This is a genomic window from Microbacterium ginsengiterrae, from assembly GCF_014205075.1.
Taxonomy (GTDB): domain Bacteria; phylum Actinomycetota; class Actinomycetes; order Actinomycetales; family Microbacteriaceae; genus Microbacterium; species Microbacterium ginsengiterrae.
On the sequence record NZ_JACHMU010000001.1, the window covers coordinates 2461014 to 2487007 of the forward strand.

At 68.7% G+C, this 25994-nt stretch carries 21 protein-coding genes; 18 read left to right on the forward strand and 3 right to left on the reverse strand.

Going from position 1 to position 25994, the window contains the following annotated elements; genetic code table 11:
* Positions 1-89: 89 nt before the first annotated feature.
* The 8 genes from HD600_RS11910 to HD600_RS15230 all read left to right on the forward strand — a co-directional run bounded on the left by HD600_RS11910 (position 90) and on the right by HD600_RS15230 (position 10685).
* Positions 90-860: an isocitrate lyase/PEP mutase family protein gene (locus HD600_RS11910; RefSeq protein ID WP_144795466.1), complete on the forward strand. Its 771-nt coding sequence runs from the start codon at positions 90-92 to the stop codon at positions 858-860.
* Positions 861-887: 27 nt separating this feature from the next.
* The gene (locus tag HD600_RS11915) at positions 888-2642 is read left to right on the forward strand and encodes a proline--tRNA ligase (protein ID WP_184283861.1); all 1755 of its coding nucleotides are present in this window, start codon (positions 888-890) and stop codon (positions 2640-2642) included.
* 1 nt (position 2643) lies between these two features.
* Entirely contained in the window at positions 2644-3675 is a 1032-nt protein-coding gene (locus HD600_RS11920) for an LOG family protein (RefSeq protein ID WP_184283863.1), read from the forward strand.
* Between the two features lie 110 nt (positions 3676-3785).
* Positions 3786-4769 (forward strand): transcription termination factor NusA, encoded by a 984-nt coding sequence (gene nusA / locus HD600_RS11925; protein WP_144795463.1) that lies wholly within the window; start codon positions 3786-3788, stop codon positions 4767-4769.
* Between the two features lie 40 nt (positions 4770-4809).
* Positions 4810-5100, forward strand: a complete 291-nt coding sequence (locus HD600_RS11930; protein WP_184283865.1) for a YlxR family protein — start codon at positions 4810-4812, stop codon at positions 5098-5100.
* A gap of 59 nt (positions 5101-5159) precedes the next feature.
* Positions 5160-7892 carry a translation initiation factor IF-2 gene (gene infB / locus HD600_RS11935; RefSeq protein ID WP_338402232.1) on the forward strand — a complete coding sequence of 911 codons (2733 nt, stop codon included), beginning with the start codon at positions 5160-5162 and terminating at the stop codon, positions 7890-7892.
* Between the two features lie 59 nt (positions 7893-7951).
* The gene (gene rbfA / locus HD600_RS11940) at positions 7952-8386 is read left to right on the forward strand and encodes a 30S ribosome-binding factor RbfA (RefSeq protein WP_184283867.1); all 435 of its coding nucleotides are present in this window, start codon (positions 7952-7954) and stop codon (positions 8384-8386) included.
* Positions 8387-8474: 88 nt separating this feature from the next.
* A complete protein-coding gene (locus HD600_RS15230) occupies positions 8475-10685 on the forward strand; it encodes a LuxR C-terminal-related transcriptional regulator (protein ID WP_184283869.1) in 2211 nt (736 codons plus the stop codon).
* Positions 10686-10701: 16 nt separating this feature from the next.
* Here HD600_RS15230 and HD600_RS11950 read toward each other — a convergent pair whose 3' ends face one another.
* A complete protein-coding gene (locus tag HD600_RS11950) occupies positions 10702-11601 on the reverse strand; it encodes an HhH-GPD family protein (protein WP_338402233.1) in 900 nt (299 codons plus the stop codon).
* An 86-nt stretch (positions 11602-11687) separates the two neighbouring features.
* Between HD600_RS11950 and truB the strand changes: the two genes are divergently transcribed.
* The 6 genes from truB to HD600_RS11980 all read left to right on the forward strand — a co-directional run bounded on the left by truB (position 11688) and on the right by HD600_RS11980 (position 17910).
* Positions 11688-12581: a tRNA pseudouridine(55) synthase TruB gene (truB, locus tag HD600_RS11955; RefSeq protein ID WP_184283871.1), complete on the forward strand. Its 894-nt coding sequence runs from the start codon at positions 11688-11690 to the stop codon at positions 12579-12581.
* Entirely contained in the window at positions 12578-12946 is a 369-nt protein-coding gene (locus HD600_RS11960) for a hypothetical protein (RefSeq protein ID WP_144795459.1), read from the forward strand. The genes truB and HD600_RS11960 overlap by 4 nt, the downstream gene beginning before the upstream one ends.
* 45 nt (positions 12947-12991) lie before the next feature.
* The gene (locus tag HD600_RS11965; RefSeq protein ID WP_241731673.1) at positions 12992-13435 is read left to right on the forward strand and encodes a hypothetical protein; all 444 of its coding nucleotides are present in this window, start codon (positions 12992-12994) and stop codon (positions 13433-13435) included.
* Complete coding sequence (locus HD600_RS11970) at positions 13432-14388, forward strand: bifunctional riboflavin kinase/FAD synthetase (RefSeq protein ID WP_184283873.1); 957 nt, start codon at positions 13432-13434, stop codon at positions 14386-14388. The genes HD600_RS11965 and HD600_RS11970 overlap by 4 nt, the downstream gene beginning before the upstream one ends.
* Positions 14389-14536: 148 nt before the next feature.
* The gene (locus tag HD600_RS11975; RefSeq protein WP_184283875.1) at positions 14537-16672 is read left to right on the forward strand and encodes a DEAD/DEAH box helicase; all 2136 of its coding nucleotides are present in this window, start codon (positions 14537-14539) and stop codon (positions 16670-16672) included.
* 209 nt (positions 16673-16881) lie between these two features.
* The gene (locus HD600_RS11980) at positions 16882-17910 is read left to right on the forward strand and encodes a 6-phosphofructokinase (RefSeq protein ID WP_144795455.1); all 1029 of its coding nucleotides are present in this window, start codon (positions 16882-16884) and stop codon (positions 17908-17910) included.
* A gap of 155 nt (positions 17911-18065) precedes the next feature.
* On the opposite strand, the gene HD600_RS11985 is transcribed toward HD600_RS11980, so the two are convergent.
* Positions 18066-20159, reverse strand: a complete 2094-nt coding sequence (locus HD600_RS11985; protein ID WP_184283877.1) for a prolyl oligopeptidase family serine peptidase — start codon at positions 20157-20159, stop codon at positions 18066-18068.
* 153 nt (positions 20160-20312) lie between these two features.
* Here HD600_RS11985 and HD600_RS11990 point away from each other — a divergent pair, with 153 nt between their 5' ends.
* The 3 genes from HD600_RS11990 to HD600_RS12000 all read left to right on the forward strand — a co-directional run bounded on the left by HD600_RS11990 (position 20313) and on the right by HD600_RS12000 (position 23649).
* Entirely contained in the window at positions 20313-21767 is a 1455-nt protein-coding gene (locus tag HD600_RS11990) for an inorganic phosphate transporter (protein ID WP_144795453.1), read from the forward strand.
* Positions 21764-22099, forward strand: coding sequence for a peptidase (locus HD600_RS11995; RefSeq protein ID WP_144795452.1), 336 nt, complete (start codon positions 21764-21766; stop codon positions 22097-22099). Before HD600_RS11990 ends, HD600_RS11995 begins: the two co-directional genes overlap by 4 nt.
* A gap of 89 nt (positions 22100-22188) precedes the next feature.
* A complete protein-coding gene (locus HD600_RS12000; RefSeq protein WP_144795451.1) occupies positions 22189-23649 on the forward strand; it encodes an aspartate ammonia-lyase in 1461 nt (486 codons plus the stop codon).
* 55 nt (positions 23650-23704) lie between these two features.
* Here the strand turns inward: HD600_RS12000 and HD600_RS12005 are convergent, their stop codons facing one another.
* Complete coding sequence (locus HD600_RS12005) at positions 23705-24574, reverse strand: fumarylacetoacetate hydrolase family protein (protein ID WP_184283879.1); 870 nt, start codon at positions 24572-24574, stop codon at positions 23705-23707.
* A 60-nt stretch (positions 24575-24634) separates the two neighbouring features.
* Here HD600_RS12005 and HD600_RS12010 point away from each other — a divergent pair, with 60 nt between their 5' ends.
* Positions 24635-25879 (forward strand): PrsW family intramembrane metalloprotease, encoded by a 1245-nt coding sequence (locus HD600_RS12010; RefSeq protein WP_184283881.1) that lies wholly within the window; start codon positions 24635-24637, stop codon positions 25877-25879.
* Positions 25880-25994: the final 115 nt, after the last annotated feature.

Below are 25994 nucleotides of genomic sequence, written 5' to 3' on the forward strand. Positions count from 1 at the left end.
TACGGCCGAAGAAGGGGATGCCGGGCAGCGCAGAACACGGGGAAGCGGATCCGGCCCCACGCGCAGTCCCCGCGCGCTAGCGTGGGACGATGACCGCTGCAGAGAAGGCCACGAAGCTCCGTTCGCTCTACGACGCCCCCGAGATCCTCCGTGTCGTCAACATCTGGGACGTCGTCTCCGCGCAGGCCGTCGCCGCGCTTCCCGAGACGACGGCGCTCGCCACGGCGGGACACTCCATCGCCGCGACCTTCGGCTACGCCGACGGGCAGATCCCTCGCGACCTCATGATCGACATGGCGGGCCGCATCGCGGCATCCACCGATCTTCCGGTGAGCGCCGACCTCGACGACGCATACGGGGACGCGGGGGAGACCACGCGCCTCGCCATCGGTGCCGGCATCGTCGGTGCCAACGTCGAGGACCGCCTCAAGCCCCTGGACGAGTCCGTGGCCGTGGTCGAGGCAATCGTCAAGGCGGGCGAGGCGGAGGGCGTGCCCTTCGCGCTCAATGCGCGCACCGACGCCTTCGTCCGCGCGGGCGATCGCCCCCTCGACGAGAGCATCGCCGACGCGATCCAGCGGGGCCGGGCGTTCCTCGACGCCGGTGCCACGTGCGTCTTCGTCCCCGGCATCCTCGACGCCGACGTGACCGCTCAGCTGGTCGAGGGCATCGGCCGAGGCAAGATCAGCGTGATCGGACTCCCCGGTGCTCTCACTGCGGCAGAGTACGAGGCGCTCGGCGTCGCGCGCATCTCCTACGGGCCCATGATCCAGCGGGTCGCGCTGACCGCCCTCCAGGACGTCGCCTCGAGCCTCTACGCCGACGGCGTCATCCCCGGATCGACTCGGGCGCTGAACTGACGGCGATCGCGTCACTAGACTTGACGCGTGGTCACACGTCTCTCGAAATTCTTCCTTCGCACGCTCCGTGAAGATCCGGCAGGTGCCGAGATCGCCAGTCACCGACTGCTGATCCGGGCCGGGTACATCCGCCCGCAGGCAGCGGGCATCTTCGCCTGGCTCCCGCTGGGGCTCAAGGTGAAGGCCAAGATCGAGACCGTCGTCCGAGAGGAGATGGCCGCTGCCGGTGCGCAGGAAGTGCACTTCCCTGCCCTCATGCCCCGCGAACCCTACGAGGCGACGGGTCGGTGGGACGAGTACGGCGACCTGCTGTTCCGTCTGCAGGACCGCAAGGGCGGCGACTACCTGCTCGCCCCGACGCACGAAGAGGCCTTCACGCTGCTCGTGAAGGATCTCTACTCGTCGTACAAGGATCTGCCGCTGACGATCTTCCAGATCCAGGACAAGTACCGCGACGAGGCACGGCCCCGCGCGGGGCTCCTCCGCGGCCGCGAGTTCACGATGAAGGACGCCTACTCCTTCGACGCCTCTGACGCCGGCCTCGACGCCAGCTACATGGCGCAGCGCGACGCGTACGAGCGCATCTTCCAGCGGCTCGGTCTCGAGTACGCGATCGTGAAGGCGGATGCCGGCGCGATGGGCGGCTCCCGCAGCGAGGAGTTCCTCCACCCGACCCCCGTGGGCGAAGACACCTTCGTCCGCAGCGAGGGCGGATACGCCGCCAACGTCGAGGCGTTCACCACTGCGGTGCCGGCGGCGGTGCCGTTCGACGACGCACCGGAGGCCACGGTCTTCGATTCGCCCGACACGCCGACGATCGACACGCTCGTGGCCCACGCGAACGCCGTGCTCGACCGGGAGGTGACCGCTGCCGACACGCTGAAGAACGTCGTCCTCGCCCTCACCCACCCCGACGGTTCCCGCGAGCTCGTCGTCGTCGGCATCCCCGGCGACCGCGAGGTCGACGACAAGCGCGCCGAGGTGGCGTTCGCGCCCGCCGAGGTCTCCACCGCGACCCCGGAGGACTTCGCGGCGAACCCGCTCCTCGTGCGCGGGTACATCGGTCCGTGGTCGCCCACCGGCGCGGTCCTCGGCGAGGAATCCGCCACCGGCATCCGCTATCTCGTCGATCCTCGAGTCTCGGAGGGCACGAGCTGGATCACGGGCGCGAACATCGACGAGAAGCACGCGTACTCGGTCGTCGCAGGCCGCGACTTCACCGCAGACGGGATCGTCGAGATCGCGAACGTGCGCGAGGGCGACCCCGCCCCCGACGGATCCGGCCCTGTGACGCTCGCGCGCGGCATGGAGATCGGTCACGTCTTCCAGCTCGGCCGCAAGTACGCCGAAGCCCTCGGGCTGAAGGTGCTCGACGAGAACGGCAAGCTCGTCACCGTCACGATGGGCTCCTACGGGATCGGCATCACGCGCATCCTCGCGATCATCGCTGAACTCAACAACGACGATCGCGGCCTCATCTGGCCGGCTTCCGTCTCGCCCTTCGACGTGCACGTCGTCGCCGCGGGTCGTGACCAGGTGGCGTACGAGGTCGCCGAGCAGGCCGCGGCGCAGCTCGAGGAGGCCGGGCTCGACGTGCTCTACGACGATCGACCCAAGGTGTCGCCCGGTGTGAAGTTCGGCGACGCCGAACTCGTCGGCATCCCTCGCGTCCTCGTCATCGGGCGCGGGGCCGCAGAAGGCCAGGTCGAGCTCTGGGACCGCCGGACGGGCGAGCGCGACGCGTTGTCCCTCACCGAGGCCCTCGCACGGTTGTCGGCCTGACATGACCGACGAGGGGGGCGTCGATGTCGCGGCGGCGCTCGATCAGATCATGACCGATGCGGGCGTCAGTGCGAACCGGACGCTCATCCGCCGGATCCTCAACACCGGCCTGCGCCTCGGCGAGGACGGTACCGATCGCCTGAACCTCAAGATCGCATCGGCGGCGCTCGCGGAGATGCGCGATGCCTTCCAGCTGTTCCATCCGTACGCCGATGTTCCGAAGGTCACGGTCTTCGGTTCCGCGCGCACGCGCCAGGAGGATCCGCTCTACGAGCAGGCGCGATCGGTGGCATCCGCGCTGGCCGAGCGCGGATGGATGGTCGTGACGGGCGCGGGCCCTGGGATCATGCAGGCGGCAGCGGAGGGCGCGGGGGAGAAGATGGCGCTCGGCGTCTCGATCCGCCTCCCGTTCGAAGAGAAGGCGAACGCGGTCGTCGCCGAGGACACCCGGTCGGTGGAGATGAAGTACTTCTTCACCCGCAAGCTCATGCTCGTGAAGGAGTCGACCGGATTCATCTGCCTGCCCGGCGGCTTCGGCACGCTCGATGAGATGTTCGAGCTGCTCACGCTGCAGCAGACCGGCAAGGCCGAGCCGATGCCGATCGTCCTGCTCGATGCACCGGGTGGCACGTTCTGGAAAGGCCTCGAGGCCTTCGTCGTCGAGCACCTCATCCCCGCCGGTGTCATCTCCGCGGACGACTTCGACCGCGTGCTCGTCACGGACTCCGCCGAGGAGGCGGTCGCCGAGATCACCGGCTTCTGGTGCAATTACGATTCGCTGCGCTGGGTCGACGACGTGCTGGTCCTGCGGCTGAAGCACACGCCGACGGATGACGAGATCGAACGCCTGAACGACGAGTTCGGCGACATCGTCGCCGAGGGGCGGATCGACCGCGTCGACGCGCTGCCCGTCGAGCGCTCCGACAACGACGTGGTGGATCTGCCGCGTCTCGCCCTCCGCCTCCGGCAGCGCGAGGTGGGCGGCCTGTACCGCCTCATCGACGCGATCAACGCACTCGACTCCGCTCGCTGACCCTGCGCTCCGTCTGACTCCGCATCCTGTCGGCGACGGGGTCGGGTATCGTTGTACGGATGCCGCGTGCGCAGGATGCCGCGGTGAAGAGCTGAATATGGAGGGTCGTCATGGAGATCGAACTTGGGCTGCTGCGAGGGATCGAGAAGGAGAAGGCGATCCCCTTCGACGAACTGGTCGCCATCATCGAGCAGGCCGTCCTGACCGCCTACGGCAAGCACGTCTCCGAGGACGGTGCCGTCCCCGCCGGTGTGCGTGTCGAACTCGACAGGAAGACCGGACACGTCGCCGTCCTGCAGCCCGTCGTCGATGACGAGGGTGCCGTGATCGGCGAGGAGGACGCGACGCCGGAGGACTTCGGTCGCATCGGTGCGTTCGCCGCCAAGCAGGTCATCAGCCAGCGCCTCCGCGACATCGCCGACGATGCCGTCCTCGGCGAGTTCCGCGGCAAGGAGGGCGACATCGTCGCCGGTGTCATCCAGCAGGGCCCCAACCCGCGGATGATCCACGTCGACCTCGGCTCGGTCGAGGCGATCCTGCCCCCTGAGGAGCAGGTCCCCGGTGAGGAGTACACCCACGGCTCGCGGCTGCGCGTGTACGTGACGAGCGTCGCCAAGGGGCTGAAGGGGCCGCAGATCACCGTCTCGCGCACGCACCCCGGCCTCGTGCGCAAGCTCTTCGCGCTGGAGGTGCCGGAGATCGCCGCCGGTCTCGTCGAGATCATCTCGCTGGCGAGGGAGGCGGGCCACCGCACGAAGATCGCCGTGAAGGCGAACGACCCGTCGATCAACGCCAAGGGCGCCTGCATCGGCGAGCTCGGGCGTCGAGTCCGCGCGGTCACCGAGGAGCTGGCGGGGGAGAAGATCGACATCGTCGACCACGACGCCGACCTCGCGACGTTCGTCGCCCACGCGCTCTCGCCCGCGAAGGTCACCAGCTCGTTCGTCCTCGACGCCGGCACGAAGGCGGTCCGCGCTCTCGTCCCCGACTACCAGCTCTCGCTCGCGATCGGCAAGGAGGGGCAGAACGCGCGCCTCGCCGCGAAACTGACCGGGGCGAAGATCGACATCCAGCCGGACAGCATCCTCGACTGACCAGGGGACACGGAGTTGTCACCCAGCAGCGCGGTGTAAGATGGATTCAGTACGGACATGCGTCGGCTGTCGCATGCGTGCTTCCCGATCCGCTCTTCTCAGAGTGGTGGCTGACCATGGCAGACTCGTTTTCGACGAGCGCGCCGTGATGCCGGGGAGGGGCGCGTGGATTCATCCGACGCAGGAGTGCCTGGACAACGCCATACGGCGCCGGGCCTTCGCACGAGCACTCCGCGTGTCGGCATCCTTCGGGTTCCCCGAGGCCGACGACATGCAGACCATCGAGAAACGGCTGAACGGCTATGGAAACAAAGTGAACGGCTCGAAATGAGACCCGTCCGCGACTAGTGGTCTGCCCTGTCTGGGCAGACCGACCCAGACAGGAGAATTGTGGCTTCCAAACCACGCGTGCATGAGATCGCCGCCGAACTCGGCGTCGACAGCAAGGTCGCACTTGCGAAACTGAAGGAACTCGGCGAGTTCGTCAAGAGCCCGTCTTCGACGGTCGAGCCCCCCGTGGCTCGTAAGCTCCGTGCTGCCATCGAGGCAGACGGCGCGATCGCCGCCAAGGCTCCGGAGAAGCAGGAGAAGAAGCCTGCATCCGCCACCCCGGCGGCTCCCGCGCCCAAGGCGCCCGTCCCCGGACCCAAGCGGGCCGCTGAGCCCGCACCGGCTCCGGCACCGGAGGCGAAGCCGGCTGCTGCCGCTCCGTCCTCCTCGGCGCCCACCCCCGGGCCGAGCAAGCCCGCGCCTTCCGCGGACAAGCCCGCGCCGTCCGCGGACAAGAACGCCCCCAAGCCCGGTGCACCTCGCCCCGGCAACAACCCGTTCTCGTCCGCGCAGGGCATGGGCCAGCGTCCCGCCGGTCCGCGCCCCGGCAACAACCCCTTCGCCTCCGCGCAGGGCATGGGCCAGCGTCCGACGCCGGGGAACATCCCGCGTCCGCAGGCTCCGCGCCCCGGCGCGCCCCGTCCCGGTGCACCGCGCCCCGGTTCGCCCCGTCCCGGCGCTCCTCGCGGCGGCCAGGGCGGTCGTCCCGGCGCACCGTTCCAGCAGCGATCCGGCGGTCCCGGCCGTCCGGGTGGCGGCGGCCCAGGTGGTCCCGGTGCTCGTCCGGGTGGCGGCTTCGCCGGTCGCCCGGGTGGCGGCGGCCGCGGTCGTGGACCCGGTGGTGGTACCGCAGGCGCCTTCGGAAAGGGAGGCGGCAAGTCCAAGCAGCGCAAGTCGCGTAGGGCGAAGCGGCAGGAATTCGAGATGCGGGATGCCCCCGTCGTCGGTGGCGTCAACGTCACCCGCGGCAACGGGGAGACCATCCGCATGCGTCGCGGTGCATCGATCGCCGACTTCGCGGACAAGATCGAGACTCTGACCGGCTACACCGTGCAGCCGGGAACCCTCGTGACGATCCTCTTCAACCTCGGCGAGATGGCCACGGCCACCGAGTCGCTGGACGAGGCGACCTTCGAGGTCCTCGGTGAGGAGCTCGGATACAAGATCCAGATGGTCTCTCCCGAGGACGAGGACAAGGAGCTCCTCGAGGGCTTCGGTCTCGACCTCGAGAAGGAGCTCGCCGCGGAGAGCGAGGAGGACCTCGAGATCCGTCCTCCGGTGGTGACCGTCATGGGTCACGTCGACCACGGTAAGACCCGACTGCTCGACGCCATCCGCCAGACCAACGTCATCGCGGGCGAGGCCGGTGGCATCACCCAGCACATCGGTGCCTACCAGGTGTGGACCGAGCACGAGGAGATCGAGCGCGCCATCACCTTCATCGACACCCCGGGTCACGAGGCGTTCACCGCCATGCGTGCCCGTGGTGCGCAGGTCACCGACCTCGCGATCCTCGTTGTGGCGGCCGACGACGGCATCATGCCGCAGACGGTGGAGGCACTCAACCACGCGCAGGCGGCGAACGTCCCGATCGTGGTCGCGGTGAACAAGGTCGACAAGCCCGACGCCAATCCGGCCAAGGTCCGTCAGCAGCTCACCGAGTACGGTCTGGTCGCAGAGGAGTACGGCGGCGACGTCATGTTCGTGGACGTCTCGGCCCGTCAGGGCACGGGAATCCAGGAACTGCTCGACGCGGTCCTGCTGGTGGCCGACGCGGGTCTCGACCTCACGGCCAACCCGAACAAGTCCGCTCGTGGTGTCGCCATCGAGGCGAAGCTCGACAAGGGTCGTGGTTCGGTGGCGACGGTTCTCATCCAGTCCGGAACGCTGCGCATCGGTGACTCGATCGTGGCCGGTACCGCCTTCGGCCGCGTTCGCGCCATGCTCGACGAGAACGGCGACGCTGTCGAAGAGGCACCGCCGTCCCGCCCCGTCCAGGTGCAGGGTCTGAACTCGGTCCCGCGTGCCGGCGACGTCTTCATCGTCACCGAGGAAGACCGCATGGCGCGTCAGATCGCTGAGAAGCGTGAAGCCGTCCAGCGCAACGCGCTGCTGGCCAAGGCCCGCAAGCGCATCTCGCTCGAGGACTTCACCCGTGCACTCGAAGAGGGCAAGGTCGAGACACTCAACCTCATCATCAAGGGTGACGTCTCCGGTGCCGTCGAGGCGCTCGAGGAGTCGCTGCTCAAGATCGAGGTCGACGATTCGGTGCAGCTGCGCATCATCCACCGCGGTGTCGGCGCGATCACCGAATCCGATGTCAACCTGGCGACGATCGACAACGCGATCATCGTCGGATTCAACGTCCGACCCGACACCAAGGCCCGTGAGGCCTCGGCGCGCGAAGGCGTGGACATCCGGTTCTACTCGGTCATCTACTCGGCGATCGACGAGATCGAGAACTCCCTCAAGGGAATGCTCAAGCCCGAGTTCGAAGAGGTCCAGTCCGGTGTCGCCGAGATCCGCGAGGTGTTCCGCTCCTCGAAGTTCGGCAACATCGCCGGTGTCATCGTCCGCTCCGGAACGATCACCCGAAACGCCAAGGCCCGCGTCATCCGCGAGGGCGTCGTCATCGCCGATGGCCTGGCCATCGAGTCGCTGCGTCGTTTCAAGGATGACGTCACCGAGGTGCGTACGGACTACGAAGCCGGTATCGGCCTCGGCAAGTACAACGACATCCAGGTCGGCGACGAGATCGAGACCACCGAGATGGTGGAGAAGCCTCGCGGCTGATCCGATCGAAAGTGAGGGGCGCCTGCGGGCGCCCCTCACTCGTCACAGAGGAGAGGGAAATGGCTGGAGAACGACAGGCCCGTCTGGCGGACCGCATCCGTGTCATCCTGGCTGAACGCCTGGAGAAGGGGCTGCGCGACCCGCGTCTCGGATTCGTCACGATCACCGATGTGCGCGTGTCCGGCGATCTGCAGCACGCCTCCGTCTTCTATACCGTGCTCGGCACGGAGGAGGAGCGCATCTCCAGCGGAGCCGCACTCACCTCGGCGACGGGGATGCTGCGCAGCGAGGTCGGCCGTCAGCTGAGCACGCGCCTCGTGCCGACGCTGGAGTTCATCCCCGACGCGCTGCCGGAGAACGCGGACAACATCACCGCATTGCTGCGCCAGGCGCAGGAGCGTGATGCCGAGGTCGCCAAGATCGCATCGTCGGCCACGCACGCGGGCGACGCCGATCCGTACCGCGCCGAGCCCCAGGACGACGAGCAGAGCTAGTTCGCTCGCCGTCCACCTGATACCCTGATCGCCGTCGTCGGCACACCGATGACGAACGCGTGGCTGGGGGAGTCAGGGGCGACGCAGAGTGAAGACGGCACGGCAGCAGAGGCCGGGGTACGCGCGAACGACGGCGGACCTCGCCGAGCAGGTCGTGGCCGTCTCTGCCGCTCTGCTGACGGCGGGCGCGCCGACGGCGCCGCACGTCGTGGCGAAGCTTCTGCGACGGCTGGACGGCGACCATGAATCGGTCAGGGAGACGGCGACGGCTCTCTCGGCGTCGCAGCGCAGTGGTCTGCGGATGCTGCCGCGGTCGCTGCCGCTCGTGCCTTCGGTCGCCGCCGTCTTCGAGGGCAGCGATCTCGAGCCTGCGCACCGCCACACCCTGCTGATCGTCGCGCTCAGTACGCGCGGCGACCTCGATCTGCTGACGAGAGCCACCGGTCTGACCGCCCACGAGCTCACGACGGGTCCGGTGGGGGCGCACTTGCGCATCGGTCGCGGCCGGTGTGAGCTCGCCGATCGGAGGATGCGGGTCTGGCTCGAGCACGCCGCGTCGACGGACGATCTGGGTCAGGCGCACGAGCGTCTCCGCACCGCCCACGAGGAGCGGAGGGAGCACGAACCGATGCTCTGGCATCGTGCCCGTGGCGCCGTGCACCGGTGTCCTGACGCCGGAGCGTCGCTCGCATCGGCGGCGCGGGAGCTTGCGGAGCGCGGTGATTCCGAGCGGGCTTTCGAGGTCGCCGTCGAGGCGGCGGATCACGCCGATGGCGCGGCGCGCGATGAGGCGAAGCTCATCGCCGGAGCCGCTGCCGTCGGCGCCGGCTGCTTCGAGGACGCCACGGAGTGGCTCGGCGACGTGTACCCCCACGGTGACGGATCCCTTCGCCGAAGGGCGCTGGCGAGCCTGCTCATCGCGGAGACCTGTGCCCAGGGAACCGTGCCGGTCGTCGACCCCGCAGAGCATCGCCCACGCGACGCCGATGTGTCCGGTTGGCGGGAGTGGGCGCGCACGACGGCGCTCACCGCCGTCATGAGCGCGGAGCGAGGGCGCACTTCGGAGATGCGCACGTGGCTGGCCGAGCTGCGCGACGCGGATGCGCGTGCGGGCGCCGGCGGAGAGATCAGTCGACCGGCGGTCGATCTGTGCTGGACGCTCTCCGGCGACGACTGCGATGGCTCGACCGATTCGACCGGACCGTTCTCCGGCGGGCTGGTACCGGCACTGCGGGCCGCCGTCGACGGAGACATCGATCTCGGTCTGCAGCTTCTGGCGCGTGCGAGGTCCACGCGGGTGCAGGAGATCGATCCGCTGGTGTCCGGTTTCGAGTGCAGTCCTCTCGTCGATGCCTACCTCGCGGTCGCCGAGACGCTCATGCACTTCTGGAGCGGCGACATCCGCACCGCGCGCGACCGACTCGCCGTCGCCGCCGTCGACCTTCCCGTCGCCGTGCCGTTCGCCGGACTCGGAGCCGCCCTCGCCGCGCGTCTCGACATCAGCGCGATCGGAGCCCCCGGGCCTCTGACGCACGCTCTGAGCGCGACGCTCCCCAGCGGCATCCGCATCGACGGCCTCGTGGATCGAGGACTGGCGGCGTACCTCACCGGACAGCAGGAGGAGGCCGACACCGAGATCACCCTCTGGCATGAACTCGGGGCGCCGGAATCCGCGCTGCGGTTGCCTGGGCTCGACGAGGTGGGGCCGATCGACGAGCGGAAGAGGACCGAACCTCCGGAGCTGACCGAGACGAGGCAGCTGCTCACGCGCATCCGACGGATGCCGGCGCAGACGTGGCGGCGGGAGCGGGACGAGATCGCTGCGACCTGTCGGGATCTTCGATCCGTGTTCTGTCGAGGGAGGGTGGAGGCGATGCTCGGCACGACGTGCGTCGTCCGCGGCGACGCCGTCGCGGGGCGGCGGCATCTGCGCGCGGCGCGGAGTCTGTTCGAGGAGGCGGGGGCCGCGGCGTGGCGGGATGCGGCGGAGCTCCGACTCGGGCTGATCAGCGAGCGGTTGCACGCCATGAGTCGGGAACCGACGGCGCCGATCGCCGTGATCCACGACCCGCTCCCCGTCGAGAGCAGCCGCGTCGCCTGGTCCGCTGTGCTCAGCGCGAGGGAGGTGGACGTGGCGATGCGGGTCGTGGAGGGGGCGACCAACAGCGAGATCGCCGCGGACCTGGAGATCTCCGTGCGCACCGTCGAGGTGCACGTCGGGCGGATCCTTGCCACGCTGGGCGTGCGCAACCGCGTCCAGCTCACGGCGCTGGCCCACCGGACCGGTCGCCACGGCTGACGCGGCGGGCGCACGGTCATCGGGGGAGTCGGAGCTTCCCGTCCACGGCTTCCACGAGTCCGTCGGCGATCAGGGAGTCGATGGCTCGGTCGCGCTGTGCCGGGCCCGCCCAATCGTGGATCACGGCCTCCGCGACGGCCTCCCCGCCGTCCGCATCACGCAGCACCTTCAGGACGGCACCGCGCGCCTGCCGATCCGATCCCTCGTAGCGCGCCTGTCGTCGCCGCTCGTCTCCCGTGTCAGGGCGGCCGGCCGCCACCCATGCGCACCGCGCCACGATGGGGCACTGATCGCATCGCGGACTGCGGGCAGTGCAGACCACCGCTCCGAGCTCCATCATCGCCGCGTTGAAGACGGCCGCTTCCCGGTCACCTTCCGGCAGCAGCGCCGCCATCTCCGCGAGATCGCGGCGCGCGGCCGGCCCTGGCTGCGACTTCCCGTCGAGAGCACGCGCCATGACCCGACGCGTGTTGGTGTCGACCACCGGATGCCGGTCACCGAAGGCGAACGTCGCGACGGCTCTCGCGGTGTAGTCGCCGATGCCGGACAGCGCGAGGAGGGCGTCGACGTCGCGGGGGACCTCTCCGCCGTGTCGCTGTGTGATCTCCACCGCGGCCCTGTGCAGCCAGAGCGCCCGGCGGGGATAGCCGAGGTTCGCCCACTGCTGCACGATGTCGGCGGGTGTCGCCGCAGCGGTCGCCGCCGGCGTCGGCCACCGGCCCAGCCACGCGGCGAGGTGGGGGATGACACGGGCGACGGGAGTCTGCTGCAGCATGAACTCGCTCACCAGCGTGCCCCAGGCGCCGTATTCGGCGTGGAAGTCCGCACGCCGCCACGGCAGGTCCCTGGCATGGGTGTCGAACCAGTCCGATACGTCCTCCACGAGGCGCGGGGACGAGGGGGAGGATACGGGCACCTCGACAGCTTATGCGCACTGCGGCGGGCCCGCCCGAGCGCCGGCCCGTCGTCGGCGACGTGCGGAGGTCTCGGTAGGCTGGAGGAATGGTCGCACCCGGAATCCTCCTCGTAGACAAACCCGGCGGGTTGACCAGTCACGACGTCGTCGCACGCACGCGCCGAGCACTCGGCACCCGCAAGGTCGGGCACGCCGGCACGCTGGATCCCATGGCGACCGGCCTCCTCGTGATCGGCGTCGAGGCGGCGACGCGTCTGCTCACCTACGTCGTCGGCGCTGACAAGACGTATCTCGCGACCATCAGGCTCGGGCAGACGACGACCACGGACGACGCCGAGGGTGAGTTGCTCGTCGAGGCGGACGCCGCGGCCGTCGCCGCCGTCACCGACGAGCAGGTGGCTGAAGGGGTGGCCGCTCTCACCGGCGAGATCTCTCAGATCCCCAGCTCTGTGTCGGCGATCAAGGTCGATGGACGGCGTGCGTACGACCGGGTGCGCGCGGGGGAGCAGGTGGAGCTCGCCGCGCGATCGGTGAACGTGTCGCGCTTCGAGATCGCCGAGACCCGACGCGGGGACGGCGTGATCGAGCTCGATGTCGAGGTCGACTGCTCATCCGGTACCTACATCCGCGCACTCGCGCGCGACCTCGGGGCCGCACTCGGCGTCGGCGGGCATCTGACCGCCCTGCGTCGAACCCGGATCGGTCCGTTCCCGGTGACGGATGCCGTGGACCTCGACCATCTCGGCGACTCCGCGCTGCTGCCGCCAGGGGAGGCCGCCGCCCAGCTCATGCAGCGGCTGGACGTCTCCGCCGACGAGTCCAGAGACCTGCGGCACGGAAAGCGCCTCACCGACCAGGCCGGTCGTCTCGAGAGTGCCATCGCCGCCGCGATCGACGAGGACGGTGCACTGGTCGGCATCGTCGAGAAGCGGGGCCGAGACCTGAAGAGCGCCATGAACATGCCGGAGGCAACCCGATGATCCTGTGGTTCACCATCCTTCAGATCGCCGTCGCCGTCGCGGTGGGGATCTTCGCCGTGTCCGCCGGCCTGATGGGGCGTCGCCCGAGCGACTACACGGTGGGAGCCCTCGCACTCGTCGAGGTGCTCCTGATCGTCCAGGTCATCACGGCCATCGTCGCTCCGCTGGTCGGCAATCCGCCCACCGGCGATCCGCTGGAGTTCTGGGTCTACCTCGTCTCCGCCGTCCTGCTGCCCGTCGGCGGTGTCGCGTGGGCGCTCCTGGAGCGGAGTCGATGGAGCACCGTCATCCTCGGTGTCGTCGGCTTCGCCGTGGCCGTCATGCTGTGGCGCATGGAAGTCATCTGGACGATCCAGGTCGCCTGACGCGGCATCCGGCCGGTGTCGTGCGCGCTTAGGATGGAAGGCGCTATGACCACAACCGAACCCCGCTCTCGGATGACCGGCATCGGCCGCGTTCTCGTCATCGTCTACGCGGTCATGGCGCTCGCCGCCACCGGACGCAGCTTCGTCCAGATCGTCCGCAGCTTCGATGAGGCACCTTTGGCGTACACGCTGTCCGCGCTCGCGGCCGTCGTCTACATCGTCGCGACCCTCGGACTGATCTTCGCCGGGCGCCGCGGCTGGTACACGATCGCCTGGGCGGCGATCGTGTTCGAACTCGCCGGCGTGCTCATCGTCGGCACGCTGAGCCTCACCATGCCCGAACTGTTCCAGCACGATTCCGTGTGGTCCGTCTTCGGTCGCGGATACCTCTTCGTCCCCCTCGTCCTGCCGGCGTTCGGCATCTGGTGGCTGCGCACTCATCGCCCCTCTGCACGTGTGGCGTCGCCCGCGTCCGAGGTGACGGCGTGATCGTCTTCCGCGACACGGAGCAGATCCCTGCCGACTTCGGGCCGTCAGCGGTCGCGATCGGGAAGTTCGACGGTGTGCACGCCGGTCATCGGGCGGTCATCGAGCGGCTCAAGGCGGATGCCGCCGCATCCGGCGCCCGCGCGGTCGCGGTCACCTTCGACCGCAACCCGCTCGCGCTGCTCCGACCGGAGCTGTGCCCGGACAACGTCGTGTCCGTCGAGCGCAAGCTCGAACTCCTCGGTGAGCTGGGGCTCGACGCCACGGTGCTGCTGACGTTCGACCGTGAGCTCGCATCGCGATCGGCCGAGGAGTTCGTCGAGGAGATCCTCGTGGGCGCGCTGAAGGTCAGCACGGTGCTCGTCGGACGCGACTTCCGTTTCGGACACCGTGGCGCCGGCACGCCCGACCTGCTGCGCGAGCTCGGGCCGCGCTACGGCTTCACCGTCGACGTCGTCGACGACGTCTTCGTCGAGGGCTCGGAGCGGCGGGTGTCCTCCAGCTGGATCAGGGAACTGCTCGCCGAGGGCGACGTGGCAACGGCCGCCGTTGTTCTCGGACGGCCCGTCGATGTGCGCGGCGAAGTCGTCCACGGACTCAAGAGAGGCCGTGAACTCGGATTCCCGACCGCCAACCTGTCGGAGACCGTCGACGCGTTCGTCCCGGAGGACGGCGTGTACGCAGGGTGGCTCCATGACCACGAGACCGGCATCCGGCATCCTGCGGCGGTGTCGGTGGGCACGAACCCCACGTTCGACGATGTGCTCGTCCGCCAGGTCGAGGCGCACGTGATCGACGAGGACGCCCTCGACCTGTACGGTCACGAGGTGACGGTGGAATTCACCCGGCGCCTGCGCGGCATGGTCGCGTTCGACGGCATCGAGGCCCTCATGGCGCAGATGTCGGCCGATGTCGAGGCAGCCCGCGCGATTCTCGCCGCCGATGCCCTAGAATGAGTGTGGTTCTCGACGTTGCGGGTGCGGATTTCGCGCATCGCTGAGCGCGAGGACGAGGTCCGCACGGTCATGGTTCATCCACACGCGGACGACACGTACGGCACGGGCCGCCCTCTCGGACGATCCGGTACTCACGCTCAGGAGGAGCATGCCGACTACGGCAACCGCCGCCACGCGGCGCAGGAAGACATCCCGTCGTGATGACGAGGCCCCGCTGATCCCGATCCTCGCCCGCAAGGTGCGCGAGATCGAGGCGAAGGCGCAGCGCGGCAAGCTCGGCCCGACCAATCGGGTCAAGTTCCAGGTCATCGCGTTCCTCGTGCGTGAGGAGCGTGCGAGGGTGAAGGCGGACGAGTCCGTCGGAGATGCGGCACGCGCCGAGCTGCTCAAGCGGCTCGACGGCGTCGCGACCATCCTCGCCAAGACCGCCGCGCGCGACACGTCGCTGATCCAGCTGCTCGAGGCTGATCAGGCGACCAGCCCGGTGGCGAAGCGCATGCGCAGGGACTGGCTCCTCGAATCCGGTGCGGAACTCGCGCCGGAGGAACTCATCATCACCGACATCGCACCGGTACAGGCACCTGTGGTGCCGCCGGCACTGGCCGAGCGTCAGGTGACGCCTCCGTCGGTGGAGGCGCGGCAGTTGGCGAACCCGTTCCTCGCTCCCGATCTCACCCCTCGTCCGACCACGACGCCTCGGCGCCGTCTGGACGGCTGGGAGCTCATGGGGCCGCTGTACAAGGCATTCGAGACCGGTGCCGGAGGCTCGTCGGCGAGCATGGAGCTCCCGCCCGTTCCCGAGTACGACCACATCTCGCCCAAGGGGCGCGAGGTGATGGTGCACCAGTCGCGTTTCCTCGAGTCCGTGCGGGCAGGACACCGCAGCTTCCTGCTCGCGGACGAGCCGGGTCTCGGCAAGACCGCCCAGTCCGTTCTCGCGGCGTCCCTGGCCGAGGCCTACCCGCTCCTGGTCGTCGTGCCCAACGTCGTCAAGATGAACTGGGCGCGCGAGGTCGAACGGTGGACACCGCAGCGCAGGGCGACGGTCATCCAGGGCGATGGCGACGACATCGACGCGTTCGCCGATGTCTTCATCGTGAACTACGAGATCCTCGACCGGCACCTGTCCTGGCTGGGGTCGATCGGCCTGCAGGGCATGGTCGTCGACGAGGCGCACTTCATCAAGAACCTCTCCTCGCAGCGCTCGCAGAACGTCCTCGCGCTGGCGTCGCGGATCCGTGAGCGGACCAGGAACCCCCTGATGATGGCGCTCACCGGCACGCCGCTCATCAACGACGTCGAGGACTTCGACGCCATCTGGCGGTTCCTCGGATGGACGACGGGCGACAAGCCGGGTCCCGAGCTCATGGAGAAGCTCGACGCGACCGGTCTGACCCCCGCCGACAAGGCGTTCTACGCCGAGGCGCGCGACGCCGTCATCTCGATGGGCATCGTCCGTCGCAAGAAGAAGGACGTCGCCGCGGATCTGCCCGACAAGCTCGTCGCCGACCTGCCGGTGCAACTGGACGACGAGTTCGGCCGCGGCATCCGTCAGGCGGAGCGCGAACTCGGACTGCGCCTCGCGGCGAAGTACCGGCGCATCATCGAGGCCCGCGGTGACCGCGGCCTCGCAGAGGGCGAGATCGACGAGGACATCGTGCGCCTCGTGGCGACGGGGGAGCTCGAGGAGTCCCGCGCCGCCGGAACCGGTGGCGACAACGTGTTCACCATGGTGCGCAAGATCGGTCAGGCCAAGGCACAGCTCGCCGCGGACTACGCCGGTCAGCTCCAGCGCTCGGTCGGCAAGGTCGTGTTCTTCGCGAAGCACATCGACGTCATGGATCAGGCGGAGGCGCACTTCGCGGCATCCGGCATCCGCTACGTCTCGATCCGCGGAGATCAGACGACGGCCGTCCGTCAGCAGGCGATCGACGACTTCAACGGCGACGAGGGCGTCGGCATCGCGGTGTGCTCGCTCACCGCCGCCGGTGTCGGCCTGAACCTGCAGGCGGCGTCGAACGTCGTCCTCGCTGAGCTCAGCTGGACCGCAGCGGAGCAGACGCAGGCGATCGACCGCGTGCACCGCATCGGTCAGGGCGAGCCGGTCACGGCGTGGCGCATCATCGCCGCCCACACCATCGACACGAAGATCGCCGAGCTCATCGACCAGAAGCAGGGACTCGCCGCGCGGGCCCTCGACGGCGAGGTCGTGGAAGAGGCAGCCAGCGAGACCGTGCAGCTCGGTGCCCTCATGCACCTGCTACGCGAGGCTCTCGGCGACTGATTCGAGCCGTTAAGAACCGGGATTCTTTCCGGCTCTTCCGGCTCGAATCCAGCGGTTTCACGCAAGACCGGGAATTCGACCCGGTGTGACCGGCAAGATCTCCGATTCTCACGCGTGCTCGAATGGCGTCAGACGGTGATGGCCACTATGGTCGAGAGCAGGCAGCGTCGCCGTTCCCCTCTTCCCGAAACGTCTGAAGGCACCACAGCATGAAGATCGGTATCCTCACCAGCGGCGGCGACTGCCCCGGCCTCAACGCAGTGATCCGCGGCGTCGTCCTGAAGGGCTCGACCTCGTACGACCTCGAGTTCGTCGGCATCCGAGACGGATGGCGCGGCGTCGTCGAGGGCGACTTCATGCCGCTCACGCGTCATGAGGTGAAGGGGCTGTCCAAGGTGGGCGGCACGATCCTCGGCACGAGCCGTACCAACCCGTACGAGGGGGAGCGCGGCGGTGCCGAGAACATCGCCAAGACCCTGTACGGCCACAAGATCGACGGCATCATCGCCATCGGCGGCGAGGGGACCCTCGCGGCCGCCGACCGCCTGTCGAAGGACGGCATCAAGGTCCTCGGCGTGCCGAAGACGATCGACAACGACCTCCGCGCCACCGACTACTCGTTCGGCTTCGACACCGCCGTGAACATCGCCACCGACGCGATGGACCGGCTGCGCACGACCGGGGACTCGCACCAGCGCTGCATGGTGGCCGAGGTCATGGGGCGCCACGTCGGCTGGATCGCGCTGCACGCCGGTATCGCTGCGGGTGCCCACGTCATCTGCATCCCCGAGGTGCCGATGTCGATCGACGAGATCGCGGCCCAGGTCGCCAGCGCCCACGACCGTGGTCGGGCTCCGCTCGTCGTCGTGTCGGAGGGCTTCACCCTCGAGGGCATGGACGAGGCTTACAGCGACAAGGGCCTCGACGCGTTCAACCGGCCCCGGCTCGGCGGTATCGGCGACCAGTTGGCGCCGATGATCGAGAAGATCACGGGCGTGGAGACGCGCGCGACGATCCTCGGGCACATCCAGCGCGGCGGTTCGCCTTCCGCGTTCGACCGGGTGCTCGCGACCCGCCTCGGACTGCACGCCGCCGACGCGATCGTCGACGGCGCGTGGGGCCAGATGGTCGCGATGAAGGGGACCGACATCGTGCGTGTGCCGTTCGAAGAGGCCCTCGGCGAGCTCAACACGGTGCCGCGGTACCGCTACGACGAGGCCGCTGCACTCTTCGGTTGATCGTGGTCCCGCTGGCCTTCGGTGTCACGACCGTGGTGGGTTGCCCAGGTGGGATGCCTCCACTGACGTGACACGACCGGGCGTGTGTCTCCATCCTGGTGACTCAGCGGCGCACACACGCGCCCGTGGCTGCGCGGCACGTGTCCAGCGGCGAGTCAGGCGAGGCCGAGGGTGTCCAGCATCCAGGCGAGCTCGAACGCGCGCTCCCGCCACGCGTTGTAACGCCCACTCACGCCGCCGTGGCCGGCGGCCATCTCGCACTTGAGCAGGACGTCCTTCGCGCCGGAGTGCCGAAGGGCGGCGACCCACTTCGCCGGCTCCACGTACAGCACGCGCGTGTCATTGAGGGAGGTCATGGCGAGGATCCGCGGGTACCCGGCATCCTGGCGCACGTTCTCATACGGCGTGTACGACTTCATGTACTCGTACACCTCCGGGTCGTGCAGCGGGTCCCCCCACTCGTCCCACTCGATGACGGTGAGCGGGAGAGATGGGTCGAGGATCGACGTGAGCGCGTCGACGAACGGCACGGATGCGAGGATCCCGGCGAAGGTCGACGGTGCGAGATTCGCGACCGCGCCCATGAGGAGCCCGCCCGCGCTTCCGCCCTCGGCGACCATACGCTCGGCGCTCGTCACTCCGGTCTCGATGAGGTGCTCGGCGCAGGCGACGAAGTCGGTGAAGGTGTTGCGCTTGTTCCGCAGTTTCCCGTCCTCGTACCAGCCGCGTCCCATCTCACCGCCACCGCGCACGTGCGCGACGGCGAACACGACTCCGCGATCGAGTTCGGAGAGCCGGGCGACGGAGAAGCCAGGATCGATCGAGTGCTCGTAGGAGCCATACCCGTACAGATGCACCGGGCGCACGCCTGCGCCGGGGTCCCCGAAGGACTTCTTCCACACGAGGGAGATCGGCACCCTCGTGCCGTCCGGCGCGGTGGCCCAGCGGCGTTCCTGGCCGTACTCCTCCGGCGCGTACCCGCCGAGCACCGGCTGCTGCTTGCGCAGCACGAGCTCACGTGTCGCAAGGTCCAGGTCGTACACGGTCGACGGCGTCACGAACGAGGTGTACGACAGACGCAGGAACGGGGAGTGCCACTCCGGGTTGCCGGCGGGACCGGCGGAGAAGAGCGGCTCGTCGAAGGCGAGCTCGTCGACCTGCCCGTTGCGCGGGTCGAGCAGGCCGACCCGCTCGAGACCCTCGCTGCGGTAGCCGACGACGGTGACGTCCCGGAAGCAGTCCACCCCGAGGATGCGCCGCCCCGGCTCGTGGGCCATGACGACCGTTCGCTCTCCCTGCGGGTCGGATGCCGCGACCGAGACGAGCTCGAAGTCGAGGGCGCCGGCGTTGTGGAGGATGAGCAGCCGGTCCTCGCCGTCGACCACGGTGTGGTCGATCTCGTACTCGACGCCCTCCGCCCGCGGCCAGACGAGCTGCGGTTCGGCCGTGATGTCGCCCCGCAGGTCCACGAGGTATTCCTCGCTCGTAACGCTCGAACCGACGCCGATGACGAGGTAACGGCGGCTGCGGGTGATCCCGGCACCGAGCCAGAACCGCTCGTCGGGCTCGTGGAAGAGCTTCACATCCTCGGCGACCGGCGTTCCGAGCCGGTGCAGCCACAGCGTGTCGGGGCGCCAGGCCTCATCGCGGGTCGTGTAGATGATCGCCGAGCCGTCCGGGGTGAAGAACCCGCCGCCGGTCTTCGGGATCTCATCGGCGAGGACCTCCCCGGTGGCGAGGTCGCGCACGCGGATCGTGTAGAGCTCGTCACCCTCGGTGTCGGGAGCCCAGAGCAGACGGGTGGCATCGTCCGACACGTCGAAGGAGCCCAGCGAGAAGAACTCGTGGCCCTCCGCCTCGACGTTGCCGTCCAGCAGGATCTCCTCGCCGGGCACCGGTACGCCGGGCTCGAGGGTCGGAGGGGTCCAATCGCCGGGCTCAGCGGCAGCGCGGCAGTGGATGCCGTACTGCGCGCCCTCCTCGCTGCGGCTGTAGTACCACCAGTCGCCGCGACGCGTGGGCACCGACAGGTCGGTCTCCTGCACGCGCCCCTTGATCTCCTGGAAGATCTGCTCCCGCAGCCCCTCGAGGTGCGCCGTCGCCTCATCGGTGTACGCGTTCTCCGCTTCCAGGTGCGCGATCACCTCGGGGGAGTCCTTCTCACGCAACCACTCATACGGATCGTCGAACGAGTCGCCGTGGTGCGTGCGGACGTGTGAGCGGCGGGGGGCGATGGGGGCGTTGGTCACGGTTCCACGGTAGTCCGTGTCGAGTTGACCGGCGTTGAGGACGGTGCGAGGATTGTCTGGGCCGGTTAACGGATCTGATACCCACGGTGAACTCTTCGTTCACCACGCCGATCACGTCGGCACATTCCTGCTTCGTCGACCTGAAAGCGAACGGTGGAAACCGCAGCCCTCATAGTCGTGCTCGTCATCGCACTGGCGCTCTTCTTCGATTTCACCAACGGCTTCCACGACACGGCCAATGCGATGGCGACCCCCATCGCCACCGGCGCCCTGAAGCCGAAGACCGCCGTGCTGCTGGCGGCCGTGCTCAACCTCGTCGGCGCGTTCCTGTCGACGGAGGTCGCCAAGACGGTCTCCGGCGGCATCGTCAACGAGCAGGACATCTCGCATGCTCTGCTTCCGTCACTGATCTTCGCCGGCCTGGTCGGCGCGATCACGTGGAACATGCTGACCTGGTTCCTCGGCCTCCCCTCGAGCTCGTCGCACGCCCTCTTCGGCGGCCTGATCGGCGCGACTCTGGTGGGCGTCGGCGTGGCAGGCATCAACTTCGGCGTCGTGCTCTCCAAGGTCATCCTTCCGGCCCTCATCGCTCCGCTCACCGCCGGCATCATCGCCTTCGCAGCGACGAAGATCGCGTACGGCATCACGCGCCGCTACGACGGCAAGCCGGACGGCCGCTCCGGATTCCGGCTCGGCCAGATCTTCACCTCGTCGATGGTCGCGCTCGCGCACGGCACCAATGACGCCCAGAAGACCATGGGTGTCATCACGCTCGCTCTCATCACCGTCGGGTGGCAGTCGGGCGCGCATCACGAGCCGCAGCTGTGGGTCATCGTGTCGTGCGCCGTCACGATCGCACTGGGAACGTACCTCGGCGGCTGGCGCATCATCCGCACGCTCGGCAAGGGCCTCACCGAGGTCAAGCCTGCGCAGGGCTTCGCTGCGGAGAGCTCGACGGCCGCGACGATCCTCGCCTCCAGCGCGCTGGGATTCGCCCTGTCGACCACGCAGGTCGCATCAGGATCGGTGATCGGCTCCGGCCTGGGCCGCCGCGGAGCACAGGTGCGTTGGCGCACAGCCGGCCGCATCGCGCTCGGCTGGCTCCTCACTCTCCCCGCCGCAGCCGCAGTGGGGGCGCTGGCCGCGCTCCTCGTCGTCTGGCTGGACGTCGTCGGCGTCATCATCGGTGCGGTCGTCGCGGTCGGGATCATCCTGAGCCTGTTCCTGCGCTCCCGCCGCAACGCGGTCACCTCCGCCAACGCGATGAGCGATGTCGCCGATTCCGGGCATGCCGTCGAGCAGCCCGAGAAGCCCGGTCCCACCCGCCGACAGACCAGGATCGAACTGGTGCGCGCCCTCGAGAAGGCGGACCGGAAGGCGGAGGAGGCCGAGAAGGCCGCCAAGCGCGCCCGCAAGCTGAAGAAGAAGGGCGGCTCGGAGTCCGAGATCAAGGCCGCACGCAAGGCCGCGGAGAAGGCGGCCAAGAAGCTCGCCGAGGCGCAGAGTGCCGCGCGCGAGTGGGAGGCGCTCAGCGAGAGCCGCCGCGCACGCGCCGAGCGCGCCGAGTGGGAACTGTCGCACAGCGATGAGCAGGAGGCGCAGCGATGAGCATCGAGATCGACTGGTCGGCGTTCGTCAGTGTCTTCATCGCCGCATTGATCGGCGCCGTCGCCATCGTGTCCTTCTACGCCACGGGGCTGCGACTGCTCGTCCGTGCCGGCCGGATCCCCGTCGTGTCTCCCGCCGAGTTCACCGACGCGATCACGATCCTCTCCGAGAAGGAGATCAAGCGCGCCGAGAAGCACGCCGCGAAGGCCGCGACGAAGAGCCCGTTGTCCGAGGGGCAGAAGAAGATCGCCCTCCTCGGCGCATACGGCTGCTTCGCGCTGTGCGGCGCCGCGGTGCTCGCCGGGGTCCTGCTGATCGTCTTCAACCACTGAGCACCTGCTCCCGGGTGGTTCCCGGGAGGTGGACGTAGGATGGAGTCACCCCCGAGATCCTGATCCGTCACCACCCACAAGGAAGTGTCATGGCATCTGCCGCGCCCTCGTCCACTCGCACCGAGACCGATTCGCTCGGAAGCATGGAGATCCCCGCCGACGCGTATTGGGGCATCCACACCGCCCGCGCCGACGCGAACTTCCCGATCACCAAGCGACCCATCTCGGTGTATCCGGACCTCGTCAGAGGGCTCGCGATGGTCAAGCAGGCGAGCGCCCGTGCGAACAAGGAGATCGGGGCCCTCGACCCGCAGCGCGCCGACCTCATCGATGCCGCAGCGCAGCGCGTCATCGACGGCGAGTTCCACGATCAGTTCACGGTCGGTGTCATCCAGGGCGGTGCCGGGACCTCGACGAACATGAACGCGAACGAGGTCATCACCAACATCGCGCTCGAGATGGCCGGGCGTGAGAAGGGCGACTACGCGTTCCTCTCACCGATCGATCACACGAACCGCAGCCAGTCCACCAACGACGTCTACCCGACGGCGATCAAGATCGGGCTGTCGCTGACACTGCGGTCCCTGCTGGACGAACTCGATCTGCTGCGCCGCTCCTTCCTCAGCAAGGCCGTGGAGTTCCATGACGTGTTGAAGGTGGGACGCACGCAGCTGCAGGATGCCGTCCCGATGACGCTCGGGCAGGAGTTCCACGGGTTCGCCACCACGCTCGGTGAGGATCACGCCAGGCTCACGGAGAACGCCTCGCTCATGTTCGAGATCAACATGGGCGCCACGGCGATCGGCACCGGCATCACGACGCACGCGGACTACGGCCGCGCCGTCCTCGCGCATCTGCGTGAGATCTCCGGACTCGACCTTGAGACCGCGACGGACCTCGTGGAGTCGACGAGCGACACCGGCGCCTTCATGTCCTTCTCGTCGTCCCTCAAGCGCAACGCGATCAAGCTCTCGAAGATCTGCAACGACCTTCGTCTGCTCGCGTCCGGACCTCAGGCGGGGCTCGGCGAGATCAACCTTCCGGCGAAGCAGGCCGGCTCCAGCATCATGCCCGGCAAGGTGAACCCCGTCATCCCCGAGGTCGTGAACCAGGTCGCGTTCGCCGTCGTCGGTGCCGACATGACCGTCACGATGGCCGTGGAGGGCGGGCAGCTGCAGCTGAACGCCTTCGAGCCGGTGATCGCGCACTCGATCTTCCAGTCGATCACGTGGATGCGTCAGGCGATGTGGACGCTGCGCGTCAACTGCGTCGACGGGATCACCGCCAACGAGGACCGCCTTGGCGCGATGGTGGGCGCCTCGGTGGGTGTCATCACCGCGCTCACCCCGTTCATCGGTTACGCGGCGGCGGCGGCCCTCGCGAAGACCGCGCTGCTGACCAACCGCAACGTCGCCGATCTCGTGGTCGAGGCCGACCTGATGTCTCGCGAAGAGGTCGACAAGCAGCTCTCCCCGGCACGTCTTTCCGGCCTCGAGGCCGTCACGGCGGCGGTCAACATCATCCCGCCGGAGGACATGATCCAGATCTGAACGCGTGAGGCGGTGCGGAGATCTCCGCGCCGCCTCACTCGTCCATGCCCGCCGATCAGTCGTGGATGCGGCAGTGCGTGGTCAGCTCGCCGATGCCGTCGATTCCGACAGTCACGGTGGAGCGATCGCGCAGGAAGATCTGAGGATCGCGCGAATACCCGGCACCGCCGGGGCTCCCCGTCGAGATGAGCGTTCCCGGCTGCAGGGTGACGGACTGCGACAGGTGCGCGATGAGGGTCGACACCGACCTCACCATCTGACCGGTGCTGGCATCCTGGACGGTCTGCCCGTCGACGACGGTCCAGATGTGCAGATCCTGCGGGTCGGGGATCTCATCTGCCGTCACGGCGAACGGGCCGGTCGGCGTGAACCCGTCGAACGACTTGCAGCGGGACCACTGCGCCTCGGCGAACTGGATGTCGCGGGCGGTGATGTCGTTGACCACCGTGTATCCCCAGACATGGTCGAGAGCGTCCTGGGCTGCCACATCCTTCGCCGGGGTGCCGATGAGGACCCCGAGCTCCGCCTCGTAGTCGACGGACTCGCTGAGCGAGCGTGGCCACTCGGTCACGGCATCGTGTCCGGTGAGGGAGTTCGGCCAGAGCGTGAACACGGTCGGAGCGGTGTCGGTCTTCAGACCCAGCTCGCTGGAATGCGCGGCGTAGTTCAAGCCGATCGCGATGACGATGGGCGGGTCGAGCACGGCGGAGGCGAAGCCGAAGCCGTCGAGCGGATGCCGCGGCGCATCTCCGTCTGCCAGCGCGGAGCGCAGGCTCTCGAGCGCGTCCTCTCCGCCCTCGATCAGCTCCTGCAACGTGGCGGGGGCGGGGGAGAGGAGATCGGCGACGAGAACAGCGGCGGAATCCTCGATGACGGCGAGGTGGATGCCGGAGGAGTCGGAGCCGCGCAGATGAGCGAAACGCATGCTTCTACGCTACCGGTCGTCCTCCGCCGCCGGTGCATCGGCTACCTCTAGGCTTTTGCTATGACTTTCGGAGGACCCGCCGCGCCCCAGGACAGCCAGCCGTTCCACCGTCCGTCGGCGACGGGAGGGCACCCTGACCGCCCGGTGTACGCCTCCGCTCTCGCGCAACCGACGGTGTACGCCCCTCCGGCGCCGGTCGTCGCGACGCCAGGGCCGGCGCTTCCCGCACTGCCCGTGCCGGTCAGGAAGGGCCGGACGGTGTCCATCTGGCTGTTCGGCCTCCTCGGTTTCGTCCTCGTCGCGCTCGTCGGGTACTTCGTCTGGGCGCTGGGTGCCGAGGCATCGGGCATCGGCCTCGTGATCGCCCTGGTTCCTCTTGCGATCGTGTTCCTCGGCGTGCGGCTCATCGACCGCTGGGAGCCGGAGCCCAAGACGCTCATCGCATTCGCGATCGCGTGGGGCGCCATCGCCGCCATCGGACTGACGCTGCTCGTCGACCTCGCCATCACCATGGTGATCGGGATGCGCAGCGACACGCTCAGCGCGGTCATTCAGGCGCCGATCATCGAGGAGATCGCCAAGGGACTCGGGGTCTATCTCATCTTCCTCATCGGCAGGCGCACCTTCGACGGCCCGGTCGACGGCATCGTGTACGGCGCGCTCGTCGGCGGAGGATTCGCCTTCACCGAGAACATCCAGTACTTCGCGATCAGCCTGATCGAAGGCGGTGGGACGCAGCTGACGGCGACCTTCATCATGCGCGGCCTCCTCTCGCCGTTCGCCCACGCGATGTTCACGGCGCTGACGGGCTTCGCCATGGGCCTGGCGGCTCGGCGCCACGCGTCCAAGAGCGCCGTGCTCGGGGCGGGGAGCATCGGCCTTGTCGGGGCGATGCTGCTGCACGGGTTCTGGAACGGATCCGCCGTCTTCGCCGACTTCTTCGCGCTCTACATCACCCTGCAGGTCCCCCTGTTCATCGGTTTCATCCTCGCGATCGTGGCGCTCCGCCGCGAGGAGGCGCGTCTGACGAGGGAGCGTCTGGAGGAGTATGCCGTGGCGGGCTGGTTCACGCCGGAAGAGGTGGCGATGCTCGCCACTCCGGCCGGACGCAAGGTCGGGATGCGGTGGGCCGCGTCCCTCCGAGGCGACCGCAGACCGCTCATGAAGCAGTTCATCAGGGACGCCACAGCACTCGCGGCGGTCCGTCAGCGCATCATCACCGGTCGGGACGTGCATGCGGCGGATGACGAGCGCGCCCTGCTCACGCGGTCCGGCGCGACACGCGCCGCGCTCCTGGCCTACTGAGTCGTCGGTCCGCCCGGCATGCCGCCCGGCAAGACTCAGCGCCCGGTGCTGCGGCGATGCCTGCGAGTCTCCCGGGCGCTGAGTTGGTCTACAGACAGGATGCGCCTGCACGCTC